21 protein-coding genes are annotated in these 20,432 nt (G+C 43.4%); 19 read left to right on the top strand and 2 right to left on the bottom strand.

Annotated features, from left to right (window positions below; genetic code table 11):
• Nucleotides 1–22 precede the first annotated feature (22 nt).
• The 11 genes from ispH (at nucleotide 23) to PGU50_RS04110 (ending at nucleotide 9,754) form a co-directional block, all read left to right on the top strand.
• The gene (gene ispH, locus PGU50_RS04160) at nucleotides 23–877 is read left to right on the top strand and encodes a 4-hydroxy-3-methylbut-2-enyl diphosphate reductase (protein WP_270246184.1); all 855 of its coding nucleotides are present in this window, start codon (nucleotides 23–25) and stop codon (nucleotides 875–877) included.
• Nucleotides 858–1,937, top strand: coding sequence for a 30S ribosomal protein S1 (gene rpsA / locus PGU50_RS04155; RefSeq protein ID WP_270246183.1), 1,080 nt, complete (start codon nucleotides 858–860; stop codon nucleotides 1,935–1,937). The genes ispH and rpsA overlap by 20 nt, the downstream gene beginning before the upstream one ends.
• Before the next feature lie 322 nt (nucleotides 1,938–2,259).
• Nucleotides 2,260–3,579 (top strand): electron transport complex subunit RsxC, encoded by a 1,320-nt coding sequence (rsxC, locus tag PGU50_RS04150; protein WP_270246227.1) that lies wholly within the window; start codon nucleotides 2,260–2,262, stop codon nucleotides 3,577–3,579.
• Nucleotides 3,580–3,604: 25 nt separating this feature from the next.
• Complete coding sequence (locus PGU50_RS04145; RefSeq protein WP_270246182.1) at nucleotides 3,605–4,576, top strand: RnfABCDGE type electron transport complex subunit D; 972 nt, start codon at nucleotides 3,605–3,607, stop codon at nucleotides 4,574–4,576.
• The gene (locus PGU50_RS04140; RefSeq protein WP_270246181.1) at nucleotides 4,576–5,178 is read left to right on the top strand and encodes an RnfABCDGE type electron transport complex subunit G; all 603 of its coding nucleotides are present in this window, start codon (nucleotides 4,576–4,578) and stop codon (nucleotides 5,176–5,178) included. The genes PGU50_RS04145 and PGU50_RS04140 overlap by 1 nt, the downstream gene beginning before the upstream one ends.
• On the top strand, nucleotides 5,171–5,872 hold the full coding sequence (gene rsxE / locus PGU50_RS04135) for an electron transport complex subunit RsxE (protein WP_270246179.1): 702 nt from the start codon (nucleotides 5,171–5,173) through the stop codon (nucleotides 5,870–5,872). The genes PGU50_RS04140 and rsxE overlap by 8 nt, the downstream gene beginning before the upstream one ends.
• A 14-nt stretch (nucleotides 5,873–5,886) precedes the next feature.
• Nucleotides 5,887–6,462, top strand: coding sequence for an electron transport complex protein RnfA (locus PGU50_RS04130; RefSeq protein WP_055155598.1), 576 nt, complete (start codon nucleotides 5,887–5,889; stop codon nucleotides 6,460–6,462).
• Between the two features lie 18 nt (nucleotides 6,463–6,480).
• Nucleotides 6,481–7,272: an RnfABCDGE type electron transport complex subunit B gene (locus tag PGU50_RS04125; protein WP_270246178.1), complete on the top strand. Its 792-nt coding sequence runs from the start codon at nucleotides 6,481–6,483 to the stop codon at nucleotides 7,270–7,272.
• A 247-nt stretch (nucleotides 7,273–7,519) separates the two neighbouring features.
• On the top strand, nucleotides 7,520–8,086 hold the full coding sequence (locus PGU50_RS04120; protein WP_270246177.1) for a hypothetical protein: 567 nt from the start codon (nucleotides 7,520–7,522) through the stop codon (nucleotides 8,084–8,086).
• Nucleotides 8,087–8,135: 49 nt separating this feature from the next.
• Complete coding sequence (locus PGU50_RS04115) at nucleotides 8,136–8,567, top strand: DUF2752 domain-containing protein (protein WP_270246176.1); 432 nt, start codon at nucleotides 8,136–8,138, stop codon at nucleotides 8,565–8,567.
• Between the two features lie 632 nt (nucleotides 8,568–9,199).
• Complete coding sequence (locus tag PGU50_RS04110; protein WP_173826035.1) at nucleotides 9,200–9,754, top strand: VanZ family protein; 555 nt, start codon at nucleotides 9,200–9,202, stop codon at nucleotides 9,752–9,754.
• A gap of 388 nt (nucleotides 9,755–10,142) precedes the next feature.
• Here the strand turns inward: PGU50_RS04110 and PGU50_RS04105 are convergent, their stop codons facing one another.
• Nucleotides 10,143–11,543: an aldehyde dehydrogenase gene (locus tag PGU50_RS04105; RefSeq protein ID WP_270246226.1), complete on the bottom strand. Its 1,401-nt coding sequence runs from the start codon at nucleotides 11,541–11,543 to the stop codon at nucleotides 10,143–10,145.
• Between the two features lie 214 nt (nucleotides 11,544–11,757).
• Between PGU50_RS04105 and PGU50_RS04100 the strand changes: the two genes are divergently transcribed.
• Both PGU50_RS04100 and murI read left to right on the top strand, forming a co-directional pair.
• The gene (locus PGU50_RS04100) at nucleotides 11,758–12,288 is read left to right on the top strand and encodes a DUF3877 family protein (protein ID WP_270246175.1); all 531 of its coding nucleotides are present in this window, start codon (nucleotides 11,758–11,760) and stop codon (nucleotides 12,286–12,288) included.
• A 157-nt stretch (nucleotides 12,289–12,445) separates the two neighbouring features.
• Nucleotides 12,446–13,228 carry a glutamate racemase gene (gene murI / locus PGU50_RS04095; RefSeq protein ID WP_270246174.1) on the top strand — a complete coding sequence of 261 codons (783 nt, stop codon included), beginning with the start codon at nucleotides 12,446–12,448 and terminating at the stop codon, nucleotides 13,226–13,228.
• Nucleotides 13,229–13,404: 176 nt separating this feature from the next.
• Here the strand turns inward: murI and PGU50_RS04090 are convergent, their stop codons facing one another.
• Nucleotides 13,405–15,141, bottom strand: a complete 1,737-nt coding sequence (locus PGU50_RS04090; protein WP_270246173.1) for an Rqc2 family fibronectin-binding protein — start codon at nucleotides 15,139–15,141, stop codon at nucleotides 13,405–13,407.
• Nucleotides 15,142–15,337: 196 nt separating this feature from the next.
• Between PGU50_RS04090 and PGU50_RS04085 the strand changes: the two genes are divergently transcribed.
• The 6 genes from PGU50_RS04085 to PGU50_RS04060 all read left to right on the top strand — a co-directional run bounded on the left by PGU50_RS04085 (nucleotide 15,338) and on the right by PGU50_RS04060 (nucleotide 20,418).
• Nucleotides 15,338–16,216 carry a YicC/YloC family endoribonuclease gene (locus PGU50_RS04085; RefSeq protein ID WP_270246172.1) on the top strand — a complete coding sequence of 293 codons (879 nt, stop codon included), beginning with the start codon at nucleotides 15,338–15,340 and terminating at the stop codon, nucleotides 16,214–16,216.
• Between the two features lie 69 nt (nucleotides 16,217–16,285).
• Nucleotides 16,286–16,909, top strand: a complete 624-nt coding sequence (gene gmk, locus PGU50_RS04080; protein ID WP_270246171.1) for a guanylate kinase — start codon at nucleotides 16,286–16,288, stop codon at nucleotides 16,907–16,909.
• A 16-nt stretch (nucleotides 16,910–16,925) separates the two neighbouring features.
• Complete coding sequence (gene rpoZ, locus PGU50_RS04075; protein WP_022220478.1) at nucleotides 16,926–17,168, top strand: DNA-directed RNA polymerase subunit omega; 243 nt, start codon at nucleotides 16,926–16,928, stop codon at nucleotides 17,166–17,168.
• Nucleotides 17,169–17,286: 118 nt separating this feature from the next.
• Nucleotides 17,287–18,627 (top strand): 30S ribosomal protein S12 methylthiotransferase RimO, encoded by a 1,341-nt coding sequence (gene rimO, locus PGU50_RS04070; RefSeq protein WP_117556046.1) that lies wholly within the window; start codon nucleotides 17,287–17,289, stop codon nucleotides 18,625–18,627.
• The gene (gene pgsA, locus PGU50_RS04065) at nucleotides 18,624–19,166 is read left to right on the top strand and encodes a CDP-diacylglycerol--glycerol-3-phosphate 3-phosphatidyltransferase (protein ID WP_055155589.1); all 543 of its coding nucleotides are present in this window, start codon (nucleotides 18,624–18,626) and stop codon (nucleotides 19,164–19,166) included. Before rimO ends, pgsA begins: the two co-directional genes overlap by 4 nt.
• A 1-nt stretch (nucleotide 19,167) precedes the next feature.
• Nucleotides 19,168–20,418, top strand: a complete 1,251-nt coding sequence (locus PGU50_RS04060; protein ID WP_270246170.1) for a competence/damage-inducible protein A — start codon at nucleotides 19,168–19,170, stop codon at nucleotides 20,416–20,418.
• Nucleotides 20,419–20,432: the final 14 nt, after the last annotated feature.

The raw sequence follows: 20,432 nt of genomic DNA, 5'->3' as shown, positions 1-20,432 counted from the left end.
AAACAACAGGAGGAACCTAAAGATGGAAGTAATACGAGCAAAAAGTGCCGGATTCTGCTTTGGTGTAAAACGCGCTGTCGATACAGTATATGAGCAGGTTGAAAAACAGATGGGAAAACAGATCTATACTTATGGTCCGATCATCCATAATGAAGAGGTTGTAAAGGACATGGAAGCACATGGCGTAAAAGTCCTGCGCAGTGAGGAAGAACTGAAAGGTCTGGAAGAAGGGCTGGTGATCATCCGCTCTCATGGTGTTCCAAAGAGAATCTGTGACCTGATGGATGAAAAAGGCATCGAATATGTAGATGCAACCTGTCCGTTTGTGAAAAGAATCCATAAAATTGTTGCCGAAGAAAGTAAAAAAGGCAGCCGGATCATCATCATTGGTAATCCAGATCACCCTGAAGTTGAAGGAATCCGGGGCTGGGCAGGAGGAAATGTAACCGTTATAAAAAATGCAGAAGAAGCAGAAAAATTTGAAAATACTACATCCGAAAGAATTTGTATTGTGTCTCAGACGACATTTAATTACAATAAATTCAAAGATTTAGTTGAAATTATTTCGGAAAAGGGTTATGATATAAGTGTTTTAAATACGATTTGTAATGCGACCAGAGAGCGTCAGACAGAAGCAAGGAGCATTGCAAAAGAGGTGGATGCTATGATTGTAATCGGAGACAAACATAGTTCCAACACCCAGAAACTGTATGAAATATGCAGCAGGGAATGTCACAATACGTACTATATACAGACACTTGACGATTTTGATATGAATCAATTAAGGTCCGTGGAAACAGTAGGTATTACAGCAGGGGCATCCACGCCCAACAATATAATTGAGGAGGTTCAAAATAATGTCAGAATTAACTTTTGAACAAATGTTAGACGAGTCATTTAAAACAATTCATAATGGAGAGGTCGTAGATGGTACTGTAATTGATGTTAAGCCAGATGAAATTATCTTAAATATAGGGTACAAAGCAGACGGTATCATCACCAGAAGTGAATATACCAATGATAACAGTGTAGATCTTACAACTGTTGTTTCTGTTGGCGATTCGATGACTGTTAAAGTACTGAAAGTCAATGATGGAGAAGGACAGGTTCTTCTTACATACAAGAGACTTGTTGCAGAAAAAGGTAATGAAAGATTAAAAGAAGCATTCGAGAACAAAGAAGTCCTGAAAGCACCGGTTACTCAGATCCTTGGCGGTGGATTAAGCGTTGTTGTAGATGAAGCAAGAGTATTCATCCCGGCAAGTCTTGTATCAGATACTTACGAAAAAGACCTTTCTAAGTACAAAGATCAGGAGATCGAATTTGTTATCAGCGAATTCAATCCAAGAAGAAACCGTATCATCGGTGACAGAAGACAGCTTCTTGTTGCTGAAAGAGCAGAAAAGCAGAAAGAACTCTTCGCTAAACTTAAAGTTGGTGATGTGATCGAAGGAACAGTTAAGAACGTAACAGATTTCGGTGCATTTATCGATCTCGGCGGAGTAGACGGACTTCTTCATATCTCTGAGATGTCATGGGGAAGAGTTGACAATCCGAAGAAAGTATTCACAGTTGGTGAAACTCTCAAAGTACTTGTTAAGGATATCCATGATACAAAAGTTGCACTCAGCTTAAAATTTCCGGAGACAAATCCATGGGCTAACGCAGCTGAGAAGTATGCTGTAGGCACAGTTGTAACAGGAAAAGTTGCAAGAATGACAGACTTTGGTGCATTCGTAGAACTTGCTCCTGGAGTAGATGCACTTCTTCATGTATCACAGATCTCAAGAGCACATGTTGAAAAACCTTCAGACGTACTTTCTGTAGGTCAGGAGATTACAGCTAAGATCGTAGATCTTAACGAAGCTGACAAGAAGATCAGCCTTAGCATGAAAGCACTTGAAAATGCAGAAGCTCAGGAAGAGACTGAAGAATAATTAAACAAGATATACAAAGATAGAGACTGATTGAAGTCTCTATCTTTTGTTTGAAAAAAACTGGTAGATGCAACTAACTGCAGTTAAAACTTTCCGGATTCATAAGTGATTTCGATAAAAAGATAAAATATTTCATCGAATAGTCAGAAAATTAACAAAGAGAGGTTGCAGTAGCCTCTTTTTTTTGTGCAAGAAAACTATTTTGTTAAAAAAACAACGAGATGTACTGGAAAATATACAATAAAATGACGAAAGTTACTGGAACTGTAGGATTTATTTTAGTATATTTATAAGAGAGAAAATAGGAAGGAAGGATATGAAAATGGGACTTTTGACATTTAAAGGCGGAGTTCATCCAAATGACGGAAAAAGTCTTGCAAAAGACAAGGCAATCGTAGAGCTTCTGCCACAGGGTGATCTTGTATACCCGTTATCCCAGCATATCGGAGCACCGGCTAAGCCAGTAGTGGCAAAAGGTGACCATGTGCTTAAAGGGCAGAAAATTGCCGAAGCAGGGGGCTTCGTGTCTGCACCGATCTATGCATCCGTATCAGGTACTGTAAAAGCGATTGAACCACGTGTGAATCCGACAGGTTCTAAAGTGAACAGTATCATCATTGCTAATGACGGTCAGTACGAAGAAGTAGAATATCCACAGCCAAAACCTCTTTCTGAACTGACAAAAGAAGAGATTCTGAATATCATTGGAGAGGCTGGCGTAGTAGGTATGGGTGGAGCAGGTTTCCCTACCAGAGTGAAGCTTTCACCAAAAGAGCTAGACAAGATTGATTATATCATTGCAAACTGTGCGGAATGTGAGCCGTATATTACTGCCGATTACAGAAGAATGCTGGAGAATCCGGAACTTCTGGTAGAAGGTATGCGTGTGATCCTGAAGCTTTTTGACAATGCGAAAGGTTTATTTGCAATCGAAGATAACAAACCGGACTGTATCGCAAAATTAAAAGAGCTGACCAAGGACGAGCCTCGCATGGAAGTCAGAGAGATGATGACCAAGTACCCACAGGGCGCAGAACGTCAGCTGATTTTTGCAAATACAGGACGTGCGATCAATTCTACCATGCTTCCGGCAGATGCTGGATGTGTAGTAGACAACGTAGAGACCATCATCAGCATTTACAATGCAGTAGTAAAAGGCATTCCTTCTATGGAACGTGTCGTTACTGTAACAGGGGATGGAGTTGTAAATCCTGGTAACTACAAAGTACTCTTCGGAACCAACCAGAACGAACTGATCGAAGCCGCCGGCGGACTCAAAGAAGGCTGTGAAAAAGTTATTTCAGGTGGACCGATGATGGGATTTGCGATGTATACGACAGATACACCGATCACCAAGACATCTTCATCTATTCTTTGCATGTCAAAAGATGAAGTATCAGCCTGTGAACCGACAGCATGTATCAACTGCGGACGGTGCGTTGACGCCTGTCCAAGCCGCATTATTCCGTCAAGACTGGCTGATTTTGCAGAACGCCATGACGAAGAAGCGTTCCTCAAATTCAATGGCCTTGAATGTGTAGAATGTGGATCCTGCAGTTATGTATGTCCGGCTAAGAGACAACTGAAGCAGGCAATCGGATCGATGAGAAAAACCGCACTTGCCAACAAAAAGAAAAAATAGAATAGAGAGGAAGAGGTGAACAAAAGTGAGTGAACAGTTAAAAGTATCATCTTCACCACATATCCGTTCTAAAGAGACAACCGGCAATATCATGCTGTGGGTTATCATCGCTCTGTTACCGGCAACTTTCTTTGGAATTTACAACTTCCGTGACACACATGCATGGCTGCTTGTTATTGTGACAACAGCAGCAGCAGTTCTTACGGAGTACATTTACGAAAAACTGATGCATAAAAAGATTACGATCAAGGATTTCAGTGCCGCAGTTACAGGACTTCTGCTTGCACTCAACCTTCCGCCGACAGCCCCGATCTGGATGGGAATTATCGGAAGTGTATTCGCGATCCTGGTTGTAAAGCAGCTCTTTGGCGGATTGGGACAGAACTTCATGAACCCTGCACTTGGAGCAAGATGTTTCCTTCTTATTTCCTTCACAGGAAGAATGACAAGCTTCGTATATGACGGCGTATCCGGTGCAACACCGCTTGCAACGATCCGTGCGAACATTGAAGCAGGAAACGCAGCACTCGATGGTGTGAACAGCATGGACATGCTCCTTGGAAATATTGCCGGAACGATTGGCGAGACATCCGTTATCGCAATTGTGATCGGTGCGATCATCCTGATCCTGAAAGGAATCATTGATCTTCGTATCCCGGGTACATATATTGTGACATTTGCACTTTTCATCGGAATTTTCGGTGGATTCGTAGACGGAGTCGGATTCTTCAATGTTCAGTACATGACAGCAGAACTCTGCGGTGGTGGTCTGATGCTTGGAGCATGGTTTATGGCAACCGATTATGTAACTTCCCCGATCACCAAAAAAGGGCAGATCGTATATGGTATCCTTCTTGGATGTCTGACAGGTCTTTTCCGTCTGTTCGGTGGCTCAGCAGAAGGGGTATCTTATGCGATCATCTTCAGTAACCTTCTTGTACCGCTGATCGAGAGAGTTACTCTTCCAAAACCTTTCGGTAAAGGAGGAGAAAAATAATGAATAAGATTATCAAAAATACACTGATCCTTGCAGCGATCACAGTAGTATCCGGTCTGGTGCTCGGAGCTGCTTATGAAGTAACAAAAGATCCGATCGCCCAGACACAGGCAAAGCAGAAACAGGAAGCCTGCCAGGCAGTTTATCCGGAAGCTGATTCCTTTGAAGCAATGGACGTAGATCAGAAAGCTGCCAAAGAAGCAATCAAAATGATGGGAACCAATGCAACAGTTGATGAAGTTTATTCTGCAACTATGGATGGCAGTGAAGCAGGATATGTGATCACTGTAACAGACAAAGACGGTTACGGCGGAGATATCCAGATCACGGTTGGTATTATGGCTGACGGTACGGTTAATGGTATTTCATTTCTTTCCATCAGCGAGACAGCAGGTCTCGGTATGCGTGCAAAAGAACCGAGCTTTTACAATCAGTTTGCCGGACAGCAGGCTGAAAAATTCTATGTATCCAAAGATGGCGGAGACGGACAGCCGATCGATGCTTTGAGTGGTGCAACCATCACTTCCCGTGCAGTCACAGGAGCTGTCAACACAGCACTTGGATATTACCAGACAGCGTTAGGAGGTAGTGGAAATGAATAAATGTACAGAAAGATTGTATAACGGTCTTGTAAAAGAAAACCCAACCTTTGTTATGATGCTTGGTATGTGTCCGACACTGGCGGTTACAACATCCGCAATCAACGGTATTGGTATGGGACTTTCTACCACAGTGGTACTGATCTTCTCCAACCTTTTGATTTCTTTGTTGCGTAAGATCATTCCGGATTCCGTTCGTATGCCGGCATTCATCGTAGTCGTAGCAACACTTGTTACTGTGGTACAGTTCCTTATGGAAGGATTTGTACCTGGCCTTTATGCATCACTTGGTGTATATATTCCTCTGATCGTAGTTAACTGTATCATCCTCGGACGTGCAGAAGCATACGCATCAAAGAACCCGGTTCTTCCGTCTATCTTTGATGGTATTGGTATGGGACTTGGATTTACTCTTGGCCTTACCTGCATCGGTATCGTCAGAGAGCTGATCGGTTCCGGAAAAATCTTCGGTCTTCAGATCATGCCGGATATCTATGAGCCAGTTACAATTTTTATCCTTGCTCCTGGTGCATTCCTTGTACTTGCATTCCTTGTTGCAGCACGTAACAAGATCATGAAGAGACTGGAAGCAAAAGGCAAGAAGGTTGTCAAAGCACAGGGATGCTGCGAAGGCGGATGCGCTTCATGTGGCGGATGCGATGGACACGTATTCCCGACAGGTCAGGAAAAGGAATAGGAGGGAGATAAGAGATGAAAGAATTACTTATTATAGCAGTTGGTTCGGCGCTTGTTAACAACGTCGTACTCAGCCAGTTCCTCGGTATCTGTCCTTTCCTTGGCGTTTCTAAGAAAATTGAGACAGCAGCCGGCATGGGCGGCGCAGTTGTTTTCGTTATCACGATTGCATCTTTCATTACAGGTGCGATCTACCAGTTTATTTTGCACCCGGCAGGATTCGAATATTTGCAGACAATCGTATTCATCCTGGTTATCGCAGCACTGGTTCAGTTTGTAGAGATGTTCCTCAAGAAGGTTATGCCTCCGCTTTATAATGCACTTGGTGTATATCTTCCGCTGATCACAACAAACTGTGCAGTACTTGGTGTATCACTGAACTGTGTAACAAAAGGATATAACATTCTTGAAGGTGTTGTATACGGATTCTCCACAGCAGTCGGATTCACGATCGCAATCGTGATCATGGCTGGTATCCGTGAGAAGATCGAATACAACGATATCAGTGAGTCTTTCCAGGGAACTCCGATCGTACTGCTTACAGCAGCACTGATGTCCATCGCGTTCTTTGGATTCTCAGGAATCATTTAACAGAAGGAGGACCGTGTTATGAGTATAACAGGAGTATTGATTGCTGCACTTATCGTAGGCGGTACCGGCGTATTCATCGGTGTCTTCCTTGGAATTGCAGGCAAGAAATTTGCAGTTGAAGTAGATGAAAAAGAAGAAGCAGTTCTCGCTGAGCTTCCGGGCAACAACTGTGGTGGATGTGGATATGCCGGATGTTCCGGACTTGCAGCAGCCATCGCAAAAGGTGAAGCTCCGGTCGGACAGTGTCCGGTCGGCGGTGCTCCGGTAGCAGCAAAGATCGCAGCAATCATGGGCGAAGAAGCCGGTGAAAGCGTACACGAAGTTGCATTTGTAAAATGTGCAGGAACCTGCGAAAAAGCAAAACAGACATATGACTATACAGGAATCGACGACTGTCAGATGGCAGCCATGATGCAGAATGGCGGACCAAAAGGATGTTCCTTTGGATGCCTTGGATTCGGAAGCTGTGTCAAAGCATGTCCGTTCGATGCAATCCATATCGTAGAAGGAATTGCAGTCGTAGACAAAGAAGCATGTAAAGCCTGCGGTAAATGTATCGCTACCTGTCCAAAACATCTGATCGAGCTTGTACCTTATGAACAGAAGCATCTCGTACAGTGCAGCTCAAAAGATAAAGGAAAAGACGTTATGAGCGTATGTTCCGCAGGATGTATCGGATGTAAGATGTGTGAAAAAGTATGTGAGTCTGATGCAGTACATGTGGTAGATAACATTGCACACATTGATCCGGAAAAATGTACAAACTGTGGAAAATGTGCGGAGAAATGTCCGAAGAAGATCATTAAGTAGATAATGAAAGAAAAGAATCCGGATGCTGTTTCGGAGGCTAAGAACAAGTTTTTCTTAGGCTTCTGCAAATGCATCTGGATCCTTTTTTATTGAGTTCATTCGACTGCGGAAGGATGAAAGGATGGAAAGAGAAAATTAGAAAAATTTAATTTTTAGAATATCGTGGGGTATGTTATAATAGAAAAAATGGAGAAGGAAAAGAAAATTTATTGGTTGACGGTTAGGTGGAAAATCATCCAAAATAGAAATGAAAATAGAGACAAAATACGACATTGCATCATCTGTAAATATTGGCGCAGAGTATGACAAGGGCGTGAAGAAACTCTTTAAGAGCAAAGAGATCATTGTGCCGATTATGGAGATGGTGATTCCGGAATTTGAAGGGTGTTCTCAGGAAGAGATCCTGAATTGTCTGGATCTGGCATCGATTACATCGGATGAGGTTGTCAGTGACGCACCGGTTTCGGAGACGGATGAATATCGGATACGGGGCGAAGATGCAGGGATATTTGATTATCTTAATCAGATATTTGTGGGAAATATAGAAGAAATAGAGACATATTCACATATTGAATGGGAAGAGGAATTTAAGGAGGATGTGGCTATGACGATGACGGGATTTAGTGATATATTAGTTAGAAGAAGTAGAGAAGAGGGTAGAGAAGAAGGTAGAGAAGAAGGGCGAGAGGAGACAACTGTTAAATTTATCTGGAGTTTACATGAAATGGATTTTACAGATGATATGATTTCGGAAGCAGTAAAAAGACCGGTTGATTATGTGCAGGATATTTTGAAAAAAGATGCACCTCAATAAGAAAGTTGGGAACACTTTTGTGAAAAATAGATTAATAGCAGGAATAAAGATGCTTTTACAGGACTTATGGAATATCCGCATTGCGATTCTTGTATTTGCAATTTATTTTGTTATAGGAAGAAAGTTTTTATACAGTCTGTGTCCAATGGTGATCATGACGGGATTTCCTTGTCCGGGATGCGGGCTTACAAGAGCGATGTTTATGGTGCTGCGAGGGGACTTTGCCGGGGCATGGAAAATGCATCCGTTTATTTATGGTGTGATTATTCTGGTGGGATGGTTTGGCGTGCGGAGATACATACAGAGAAAAGAAACGAAGAGTCTTGGGAAATGGGTGATTCTTCTGTGCGTAGGACTGATTCTATATTATGTGTTCCGAATGGTAAGGTATTTTCCGGGAGATGCTCCGATGAGTTATTACTATGGAAGCGTGGGATACCGGGTGTGGGAGATAATTAGAAGTGGAAGAAATTATTTATAGTAGAGTATATAAAAGTGCCGCGAAGTCATCAAAACGATGATGGAGCGGCACTTTTTTGGATTAATCATAAAAACAAATGTCGCTTATCTTCCACTTAAGCGACATTCTTTTTTACCCAGTATTTTTCTACAACATATGTAATGTTATCATTTTTAACATATTTCGTCAAGTTGGGTATAACGGATTTAGGTGCTTTAACTGTAAAACTTTATCGAAATATCGCAACTTATTTTACTATTTTGACACCCTAATCATATACGGAATGTTCTACCGGTTCGGTCTGATCGATGTACCGGACGAGGTTAAGGAGAATATGAAGAAAAATGATCGAAGCAATAAAAAACAGAAGAAGCATCAGAAAATATAAGAACAAAGCTGTGGACAAGGATGAGTCATTCATTCCGAGACGAAGAGGTGGAATTTAGAAATTTATTTTAGGATATAATTATTACTAAAAGATAATATTGAAAACAATCTTGGATAAGTGGTAAAATCGTTTGGAGGCACAAAATGAAAAAGTATGCGATACCATTGTTGTAATTGAAGTGAGCCTGTTGAAGGAAGAAAGAATAAAAATATCTAAAATAATTGATTTGATATGATACTAAAAAGGAAGGTGATTAAAAATCAAGTTGTACAAAAAAATAATAATTCAAGATTTTAATCAACCAGTAATGTGGCTGATTCCGGCAATCATTTTTAGTGCTTGTCTTGTATTTTTTATTAGTTGGGTGTATAAGAAAGGTTCTCAAAAGCAGGAAAAGGATAATGGAATTAATAAAAAATATAGAATTGCTTGGATATTATTTATTGCCTATATTATTGTTACCTTTCAGACTGTCTTATTTTCAAGAGAAGCGGGGAGCAGGAAAGAAATTAGTTTAGTGTTATTTGAAACATGGGGACATTCTTTCCATATGCATGCGATGTTTATTGAGAATATTATTATGTTTATTCCTTTTGGTGTATTATTACCAATAGTTTTTAAACAAGTCAGAAGCGGTTGGAAATGTGTGCTGATTGGTTTTTTATGTTCCTGTGGTATAGAGATCACACAGCATATTACGCAGAGAGGATATTTACAATTGGATGATGTGGTAACAAATACAGTTGGGATGTTTATCGGATGGGCGATATGGAAGATCGTATGCAAGTGTCTCAGAACATGTCTGAGTGAAAAGTGCTGATATTATCCAGAAATAATTTCCTGGAATTTCAATATTCGATTTGCGGGGAGTACAGAGCATTCTGGATAATTGCGGCAGATATATCGAATATAAAAATGCTGATGAACTGGTTTTTATAACAAATTCAAGTGCACTTCTAGTCAGATATCTGAGTGCGGGTTGCAAGAGACTCTGGACATGCTATTCAGAGTATTTCATAGTGAGCGAGGAAGAAGGCTTGCAAAGAAAATAGTAGATTTTTTGTTGGAAGATGAAGGATGTGCAGAATGCTTTCCGTGCAATTTAATCGAAGAATTTAAATGATAAAAACAGCAAAGAACATCAGTGTCTGATTGAGAAGGGAAGTTCTTGATGTTATATCTGCTGGGAAGCTCTTCCCGCGCTAATCCTAGCGCAGGAAGCCTCTCAGCATTTTTTCTTTCCAGAACCGATACTTCTGATACCGTATCGGCAGATCCATCCAGGTTTTCTTATCGACTATGCTTCTCTGATGTGTGAAGCATTCAAATCCTTCTTTTCCATGATAGCATCCCATGCCGCTTTCTCCGACACCGCCGAACGGCATCTGGCTGGTGGCGAGGTGGATGATGGTATCGTTGATGCAGCCGCCGCCAAAATGGCATCTGGCAAGGACTTTCTTTTTGGCAGCAGGATCTTCGGTGAAAAGATAGAGTGCAAGCGGGTGTGGATGGGATTCGACCTGCCGGATTGCATCATTCAGGTCAGAATAGGTAAGTACCGGAAGAATCGGTCCGAAAATTTCTTCGCCTATGACCGGATCGTCCCAGGTGACATCTTTTAGGATGGTCGGGGCAATGCGCAGGGCAGACGGATCGGACTCACCTCCACAGACCAGCTTGTCGGCAGCAATCAGGTTCTGCAGCCGGTGAAAATGTTTTTCGTTGATGATTTTCCCATAATCCGGATTTTGAAGAGGCTGTTTGCCAAACTGCCGGTGGATTTCTTTTTTCAGTGCCTGAAGCAGCCGGTCGCGAATGGAAGCATCGCAGAGGATATAATCCGGGGCAACGCAGGTCTGTCCGCAGTTGAGGTATTTTCCGAATACAATCCGTCTTGCGGCGAGAGGAATTTTCGCTGTGGAATCTACAATACACGGACTTTTTCCGCCAAGTTCCAGAGTGACAGGAGTCAAATATTCGGCAGCGTGACGAAGGACTTCTTTTCCAACCGTTTTTCCTCCGGTGAAAAAGATTTTGTCAAAACGCTGGTTTAAGAGCGCCTGATTTTCTTCCCGGCCTCCGGTGATTATCGTTACATATTCCGGTGGATAGCATTCCTTGAGAAGCTGACTCAGAATCTGACTAGTGTGTGGAGCGTAAGCACTTGGCTTCAGGATGACGGTATTTCCGGCGGCGAGCGCATCGATCAGCGGTTCTAAAGTGAGGAGTACCGGGTAATTCCAGGGACTCATGATCAGTACGGTTCCGTAGGGGGATGGCGATTGAAAGCTTTTGGCGGCGAAGTGTGCCAGCGGAGTAGGGACGGTTTTACAGCGCATCAGCTTTGGTAAATGCTTTTGCATCCAGGTAAGCTCGGAAAGCGTCAGACCGATTTCGCACATATAGCTTTCCATCCGGCTTTTTCCAAGATCCGCTTTTAGTGCTGTGTACAGATCTTGTTCATGGCGTTTGAGTGCAAGTTTTAGCTGTTCTAATTGTTTTAATCGAAAAGAAAGCGGAAGTGTTGCGCCGGTTGCAAAAAAATCACGCTGCGTGGAGATCCGCTGTCTGATTGTCTGTTCATCCATGTGTTTTAACCTCCCAGGTATCTGGATATTTAAGTTTCGATTCCTGTTTTCCAAATTGTGTTTATATTCTTGAAGAGTCTTTTATACTGAAAATAATGTATATTTCTTTTATGATAACGAAAATAAGGGAATTCTTCAACGGTGTGAGTGGCGAAAATGGAAAGAATGTGATAAAATATTTTTGTTTGCAGCAGCAGACTTACATAATTTTATCAAGACAGGAGTTTTAATATATATGGGATACGAGCGTTTGGAAAAGAGTTTAATCGATCTGGTAAAGGAAGAGCAGGCAAAGCTCGGATATCGGAAAGAGATGATCCGGCTTTATTATCCGCTCAGTTCACTGAATCATTTTATGGAGACGAATGCAGATTCGGAAGAAATGCAGGAGCTCCTTGCAGATTTTCCGAAAGCAGCAGAAGATATTTTCGGGGAAGTCGGGATTACACATGTAAAGGACCGTTTTTGCTTTGCTTTATCGGAAAAAGCATCGGAATATGTGCATGAAAATATGAAACCGAATGAATTTATCAAAGAGCTGGTGGAGCTTGTCGCAAAGCATGGCTGCACGATGGAAGATATCGAAGCATTGTTCTGTTCACATTCGGACAAGATCGTGACAGAACCGATGGACAAGGGAGAATTTGACCGGATGATCCGTTTTGAAGCGGGCGAGGACAAGTATTATTATTGTTTTAAAGATGAAGGCTGTCATATTATCTATCATCGCTTTCTCCCGGAAGATTATGCAGATTTTGATTTTTAAATCGAACATTGCGGGAATTGCATAGCAATGGAGCAATCCGGTTATATCAGTGAGTGGCAAAATTTACTTTTGACACTCACATCATTAAATTGAATAAAAATGGATACAGATTTTGGCTTTAAACCAGATAAGAAAATAAGAAATCGAGGTAACACCAATGAAAATCGGAATATATGATTCAGGGATCGGCGGACTTTCTGTGCTTCACCGCGCACTGAAAAAGATGCCGGAAGCAGAATTTATATATTATGCGGATACAAAGCATGTTCCATACGGAGAAAAGACGAGGGAACAGATCAAAGGATATGTAGAAGAGGTTCTGAATTTCCTGATCGCGAAGGAGGTTGATGCAATCGTAATCGCCTGTAATACGGCAACCAGCGTGGCAACGAAAGAATTCAGAGGCGAATTTGCCGTACCGATCGTCGGTATGGAACCGGCAGTTAAGCGCGCGCTCAAGCTATATCAGGATATGCAGAAACGGATTCTGGTAACAGCAACACCGGTTACGATAGCCGGAGAAAAATTACACAGCCTTCTGGAAAAAGTAGATACCGAACACGAAGTAGACCTTGCGCCACTTCCAAAACTGGTCCGCTTTGCCGAAGCCGGAAGATTCCAGGACCCGGAAGTAGATGAATATCTGAAAAACAGCCTTCAGAGCTATACACTCAACCAGTATGCTGCAGTCGTACTTGGCTGTACTCACTTCAACTACTTCAAACAATCCTTCCGCAAAATCTTCCCGGGAGAAATCCATTTCGTAGACGGCAACGAAGGCACCCTCCGCCAGCTAAAAAGAGTTCTCCCCGAACAAACCAGACCAGGCACCCTAGGCAAAGTCACCTACTACTTCTCCGGAAAACCTGCTGATGATGAGGGGATGAAGAAAATCCAGGCATGTATGACGCAGTTAGATAAAGTATATGAGATCAAGTAAATACTGATATCGAATAAAATCCACCCCATTCCTATCTTGTGCAATGGAGATGAGACTCAAGAATCGTGGAAGCCTTTGCTGAACACGATTCTCGCACTAAGAGGCTCATCGGAATGCTTTGCACAATTTGGAATGGGGTGGATTTAATTCTTCTCTGGTGGTGTCACAACTCACCTTTATTGTACTTCCTGAATTCCAGAAATATCACTATCTATCATCATCGAATAATTGGTATAATACACGACAAACCCAGGCTTGCTTCCATTTGGTTTTTTAACCTGCTTTTTCTCTACATAGTCAACCTCCACCTTTTCAGCCCCGGAATTCTTCGAGTAATGCGCAGCAAGTCTGGCTGCCTCTTCAAAGGTCCGGTCCGGAAGTTCTTCCCCGTTCGTCTTCACGATGACATGGGAACCTGGTGCTTTTTTCGCATGGAACCACCAGTCCCCGCCATTTGCAAAATGGAAGGTCAGTTCTTCGTTCTGAAGATTATTTTTTCCAACATACATATGGAAACCGTCCGAAGAAATATAGTGGAATGGTTTGCTTGTGATCTTCACCTTTTTGGAAGACTGCTTTCTGCGGATAAATCCACTTTCAATCAGTTCTTCCTTGATCTGGATCAGGTCATCCTCGCTTCGTGCGATATCCAGGGATTTGCTGACGGACTCCAGATAATCAATCTCATCTTTCGTTTCTTTGATCAGTTCTGAAAGAGCCTCGAAAGTACGTTTCTGTTTATTATACCGGTCAAAATATTTCTTTGCATTTTCCTGTGGTGTTTTCTGCGGATCCAGCGGAATTTTGATCATTTCGTTAGTATAATAATTGAGTGCTTCCAGTTCTTTTGCACCTTCTTCCAGATTGTAACCGTAGGTGTGGATCAGTTCCCCGTATACCTTGTATTTATCGCGGTTTTCCGTATCGCGAAGCTGCTTTAACTGCAGGTCGTATTTCTTGCGGTTACGTTCCAGTGCTGTCTGAACCACACGGCGCAGATCCGAAGATTTCTGGCGGATCCGGGTGATCAGATCACGGGAAGAATAATAAGTCCGGATCACTTCGGAAATCGAATCATAAGATTTTACCTGATAGTTGGAAAAGTGGGTGAGCAGAAGAGATGAGAACTCTTTCGGCTCATTTCCATCGTAATAAATAGCAGGAGAGAATTTGCTTTCTGTCACCTGCTCCATAAAATAGGTAAACTGCCGGTACAGATGAGCCAGCAGATCACCGGACATCTCCGATGCCGGAACAGAAGAGTCGATTCCTGCCAGATAGCAGATCTCTTCGGCGACAACCGGACTGATTCCGGTAAAACTGTTGTAGATCGCTTTTTCGACCGGCATTGGTTTGGAGCGAAGTTCCTGTGTGAAATTTTCCTCCGGTATGCCAAGTGGATTTTCTTTTTTCATAGTATCCGGGATAAAATATTCTCTTCCCGGAAGAACCTCACGCACAGAACTCATCTGCGCGGAAACATGCTTGATACTATCGATGATCATTCCTTTTTCATTACAGAAAATAATATTGCTGTGCTTGCCCATGATCTCAACGATCAGGGATTTGCGGCACAGATCTCCAAGTTCATCCAGGTGCTCGATCTCGAAGCGGATGATCCGTTCCAGGGAAGGCTGAGAAATGCCTACGATGCGGCCATTTGCAATATGTTTTCTCAGAAGCATACAGAAATTCGGCGCAGTCATCGGACTTGGTTTGTTATCTCTGGACAGATAGATCAGCGGCAGGGATGCACTTGCGGAGATGACCAGTCTTACCTGTCCTTTCGCAGGTTTGATCGTGAGAAGCAGTTCATCATTTTCCGGCTGTGCGATCTTGGCGATCCGTCCGTTCAGGATGGTATCATTTAATTCTTTTACGATATTTGCGATTGTAATTCCATCAAAAGCCATTTTAAAAATTCACCTCATATTTATCCGGGAATATGCCAGGGCACATTCTTTTTTCAATGGGCTCATTATAGCATAGAGAGGTATGCATAGACAAGTGAAAATGCCCTGTCACCCGGTTGACGAGTAAGTGTAAATGAACTATAATAATCGATAGTAAAACGGCCCTTAAAAGGTCAGTAAGAAGAGGGAAAATCAAATGATAAAAAGTATGACAGGCTTTGGACGGTGTGAGATCGCCGAAGCAGACCGCAAATTTACCGTAGAAATGAAGGGGGTTAATCACCGTTACCTGGATGTGAATATCCGTATGCCAAAGAAGCTTAACTTCTTTGAGTCCGCGATCCGCAACCTGCTCAAGCAGTATGTGCAGAGAGGAAAGATTGATATTTTCATCGGGTATGAAGATATGACAGAAAGCCAGATGACTTTGAAATATAACCAGAAGCTGGCAGAAGAATATATGGCAAGCTTTAAGCAGATGGAAGAACAGTTTGGACTTGATAATGATGTGCGGGTATCCACACTTGCACGCTGCCCGGAAGTCCTTACGATGGAAGAACAGTCTGTGGATGAGGAAGAACTGTGGAGTGGTCTTGAAAAAGCAATGAAAGGCGCATGCGAACAGTTTGTAAAGACCAAGACTACAGAAGGTGAGAACCTGAAAAAGGATATCATTGGCAAGCTGGATGGAATGCTGGAAGTTGTTGCCAGGGTTGAAGAGCGATCTCCGCAGATCGTTGCTGAATACCGGGAGAAGCTGGAAACGAAAGTGAAGGAGCTTCTTGGGGACACCCAGATTGACGAAGGACGGATCGCGGCTGAGGTTGTGATCTTCTCTGACAAGATCTGTACAGATGAAGAAGTGGTAAGACTGAAAAGCCATATCAAGCATATGAAGGAAACTCTGGAACAGACAGAGGGAATCGGACGCAAGCTTGATTTCATTGCGCAGGAGATGAACCGTGAGGCGAACACGATCTTATCCAAGGCAAATGATCTGGAAGTATCCAATTATGCGATCGATCTGAAGACTGAGATTGAAAAAGTCCGTGAGCAGATTCAAAATATTGAATAAAGCTTTGAAAAATGTAAAAAGATGTGTTAAAATAACATTTCAATGTCTGAGTATGCAGGAGAACTGATTATGAGAGAAAAAAAAGGAATCCTTATTGTAGTATCCGGATTTTCCGGAGCCGGTAAGGGAACACTGATGAAAAAGCTGATGCAGGACTATGATAATTATGCATTATCGATCTCTGCAACCACGCGACAGCCTCGTGTCGGGGAAGAAGATGGAAGAGAGTATTTTTTCAGAACCAAAGAAGAATTTGAAAAAATGATTGCGCGTGATGAGCTTATAGAGTATACTAGATATGTAGAAAATTACTATGGAACTCCGAAGCAGTATGTTATGGAGCAGTTAGAGGCAGGCAAGGATGTGATCCTTGAGATTGAGATCCAGGGTGCGTTGAAAGTGAAAGAGAAGTATCCGGATACCCTGCTGATGTTCGTGACTCCGCCGAGTGCGCAGGTACTGAAAGACAGACTGGTAGGACGGGGAACCGAGACCGCAGAAGTGATCGATTCGAGAATGAAGCGGGCAGTAGAAGAATCACAGGGCGTAGAGAAGTACGATTATCTTGTGATCAATGATGACCTGGAGCGCTGCGCAAAAGAGATGCACAGCATTATTCAGGGTGAGCATGACCGGGTAAGCCGGAATGCTGACTTTATAGATGATATCAGAAAAGAACTGAAGGAACTGTAGGAAAGGAGCAGAATTTATGTTACATCCATCATATACCGATTTGATGAAAGTAGTAAATCAGGACGTGGAAGAAGGCGCAACTAAGATTGTCAACAGTCGTTATTCTATCGTTCTTGCAACAGCAAAGAGAGCGAGACAGATCATTGACGGCGAGATGCCGCTTGTTCCTGTTAAGGACGGCGAAAAGCCGCTTTCTATTGCAATTGATGAGCTGAACAGTGGAAAGATCAAAATTATTGCAGAAGACGCAGATAAATAAAAGAAGTTCGATACCCTGCAGCTGTCTGCGGGGTATTCTTATGATAGGGGATTTTATTTTCCGGTGAAGATGATTTCCCCTGCCGCCCAGAAATTATGCTTGAGGAGAAATTTATTTTATGAATATATTATTCATTTCATTAGGCTGTGACAAGAACCTTGTGGATTCGGAGGTCATGCTTGGGATTCTTGCAAAGGACGGTCATCAGATGGTGGACGATGAGACAATGGCAGATGTCATTATCATTAACACCTGCTGCTTTATCCATGACGCAAAGGAAGAGAGTATCCAGAATATTCTTGAGATGGCAGAACTGAAGAAGACCGGCAGATTAAAAGCCCTGATCGTAACAGGCTGTCTTGCACAGAGATACAAAGAAGAGATCATTCAGGAAATCCCGGAGGTTGATGCGGTTCTCGGAACGACTTCTTATGAAGAGATCGCACACGTGATCGATGGAGTTTTAAGCGACAGTCCGATGGAGCGCGGAGATGTGCGCCTGACTATGAAGGATGTGGATTATCTCCCGGTGACAGACACGCACCGTATGGTGACGACCGGCGGACATTTCGCTTATCTGAAGATTGCAGAAGGCTGTGACAAGCACTGTACTTACTGTATTATCCCGAAGGTACGAGGAGATTTCCGGAGTGTGCCGATGGAGCATCTGCTGGAGGAAGCGCAGAATCTGGCAGACGGAGGGGTGAAGGAGCTGATCCTGGTAGCACAGGAGACCACCATGTACGGAACCGATCTGTACGGGGAGAAGCGGCTTCCACAGCTTTTGAGAGCGCTTTGCAAGATCAGCGGACTTCGCTGGATCCGTATTTTATACTGCTATCCGGAGGAAATCACGGATGAGCTGATTCAGGTGATCAAGGAGGAACCAAAGATCTGCCATTATCTGGATCTCCCGATCCAGCATGCAAGCGATGGTATCCTGAAGAGAATGGGAAGACGGACTTCCAGAGCGCAGCTCATCGAGACCATTGAGAAGCTTCGACGTGAGATTCCGGATATCGCACTTCGCACAACTTTGATCACTGGATTCCCTGGAGAGACACAGGAACAGCATGAAGAGCTGATGGATTTTGTGGATCAGATGGAATTCGACAGACTTGGCGTATTTACCTACTCACCGGAAGAGGATACTCCTGCAGCATCTATGCCGGATCAGATCCCGGAAGAAGTCAAAGAGGAACGTCAGGCAGAGCTCATGGAACTTCAACAGGATATCGTATTTGACCAGGCAGAAGACCGGATTGGGGAAGAGCTGCTTGTGATGATCGAAGGCAAGGTAGCAGATGAGAATGCCTATGTGGGAAGAACCTACCGGGATGCGCCGAATGTAGACGGACTTATTTTTGTGAACACATCGGAAGAACTGATGTCGGGAGATTTTGCAAAGGTAAAAGTGACCGGATCAGCAGATTATGATTTGATAGGAGAGTTATTATGAATTTACCAAATAAGTTAACGATTTTACGAGTGATTTTAATTCCGTTTTTTGTAGTGTTTATGTTATTTGATATTACCGGAGCAGCAGATAAGTGGATCGCACTTGTGATCTTCTGTGTTGCCAGCCTGACGGATATGCTGGATGGGAAAATCGCCAGAAAGTACAACCTGGTAACGAACTTCGGTAAATTTATGGATCCGCTTGCAGACAAGCTGCTGGTATGTACCGCGCTGATCTGTCTGACATCTATGAACCGACTGAATGTCATTGTTGTTCTGGTGATCATTGCCAGAGAATTTATCATCAGCGGATTCCGTCTGGTTGCTTCTGACAATGGAATCGTCATTGCGGCAAGCTACTGGGGCAAATTCAAAACCGTATCACAGATGGCACTGATCATTGTGCTGATCATGGATCTGGGCGGTGTGTGGAATGTTGTAGGAACAGTCCTTACATGGGTAGCACTGCTCCTGACCGTCGTTTCACTGATCGATTATATTGCAAAGAACAAACAGGTATTAACACAGGGAGGCATGTAAAATGGTTGTAGAGCTGATTTCTGTCGGCACTGAAATTTTACTTGGCAACATTGTGAATACAAACGCAGCATACCTAGCAGAGAAATGTGCTCTGCTAGGTTGTTCTTTATATCACCAGACTGTTGTCGGTGACAATGAAGAGCGTATGGAAGAAGCAATCCGCCAGGCAATTGAGCGCGCTGATATCGTAATTCTGACAGGGGGACTTGGCCCTACCAAGGATGATCTGACAAAAGAAGTAACTGCAAAGGTATTTGGCAGAAAACTTTATATGGATGAACATTCCAGGGCACGAATCGGGGACTATTTTGAGAAGATTAAGAGTAAAAAGGTAACAGAGAATAACTGGAAGCAGGCATTGGTTCCGGAAGGCGCGATCGTGATCGACAATCTGAACGGAACGGCACCTGGACTGATCCTGGAGGATAAAGAGCGCGGCAAAGCAGCGATCCTGATCCCTGGGCCTCCGAATGAGATGAAGCCGATGTTTGAACACGACATTGCACCGTACCTCAATAAAAAGCAGCCGGAGGGAATCTATTCCCATATGGTAAAAGTGTGCGGGATCGGGGAAAGCAGGGCAGAGACCATGGTTGCGGATCTGATGGATGCACAGACCAATCCGACGCTTGCGCCTTATGCAAAGACAGGAGAGGTACATTTTCGTGTGATTGCAAGAGCATGCTCTGAAGAAGCGGCAGAAAAACTGATGGAGCCGATGATCGAAGAGATGAAGAAGCGTTTTGGTGATGCTGTTTATACGACCGAAGAGAATGTGACACTGGAAGAGTCGGTGATCCGTCTTCTGGAAGAGAAGAAGATGACTGTGACAACGGCAGAATCCTGTACAGGAGGAAAGCTTTCCGGCAGACTTCTGAATGTGTCGGGAGCTTCCGGTGTGTACAATGAAGGATATATTACTTATGCGAATGCATCGAAGGAAAAGATTCTTGGTGTGAAGCATGAGACACTGGAAACCTACGGGGCAGTCAGTGAACAGACAGCAGCGGAGATGGCACTTGGCGCAGCAAAGGCGGCAGGTGCGGATGCGGCACTTAGTGTAACCGGAATCGCAGGACCTGGCGGCGGCACAGCGGAAAAACCGGTCGGACTTGTGTATATCGGATGTGCGGTAAATGGAGAGGTAACGGTAAGAGAGTACCGTTTTACCGGCAATCGTGAGAAGAACCGGGACTATGCGGTTGCACGTGCGATCACGCTCTTGCGGGAAGAACTTTTAAAGAGGGCGTAAGAGAGAAAACCAGT

The organism is Coprococcus sp. AM11-30B (assembly GCF_027674365.1).
Lineage (GTDB): Bacteria > Bacillota > Clostridia > Lachnospirales > Lachnospiraceae > Allocoprococcus > Allocoprococcus comes.
This window is presented reverse-complemented; position numbering and strand designations above follow the sequence as displayed.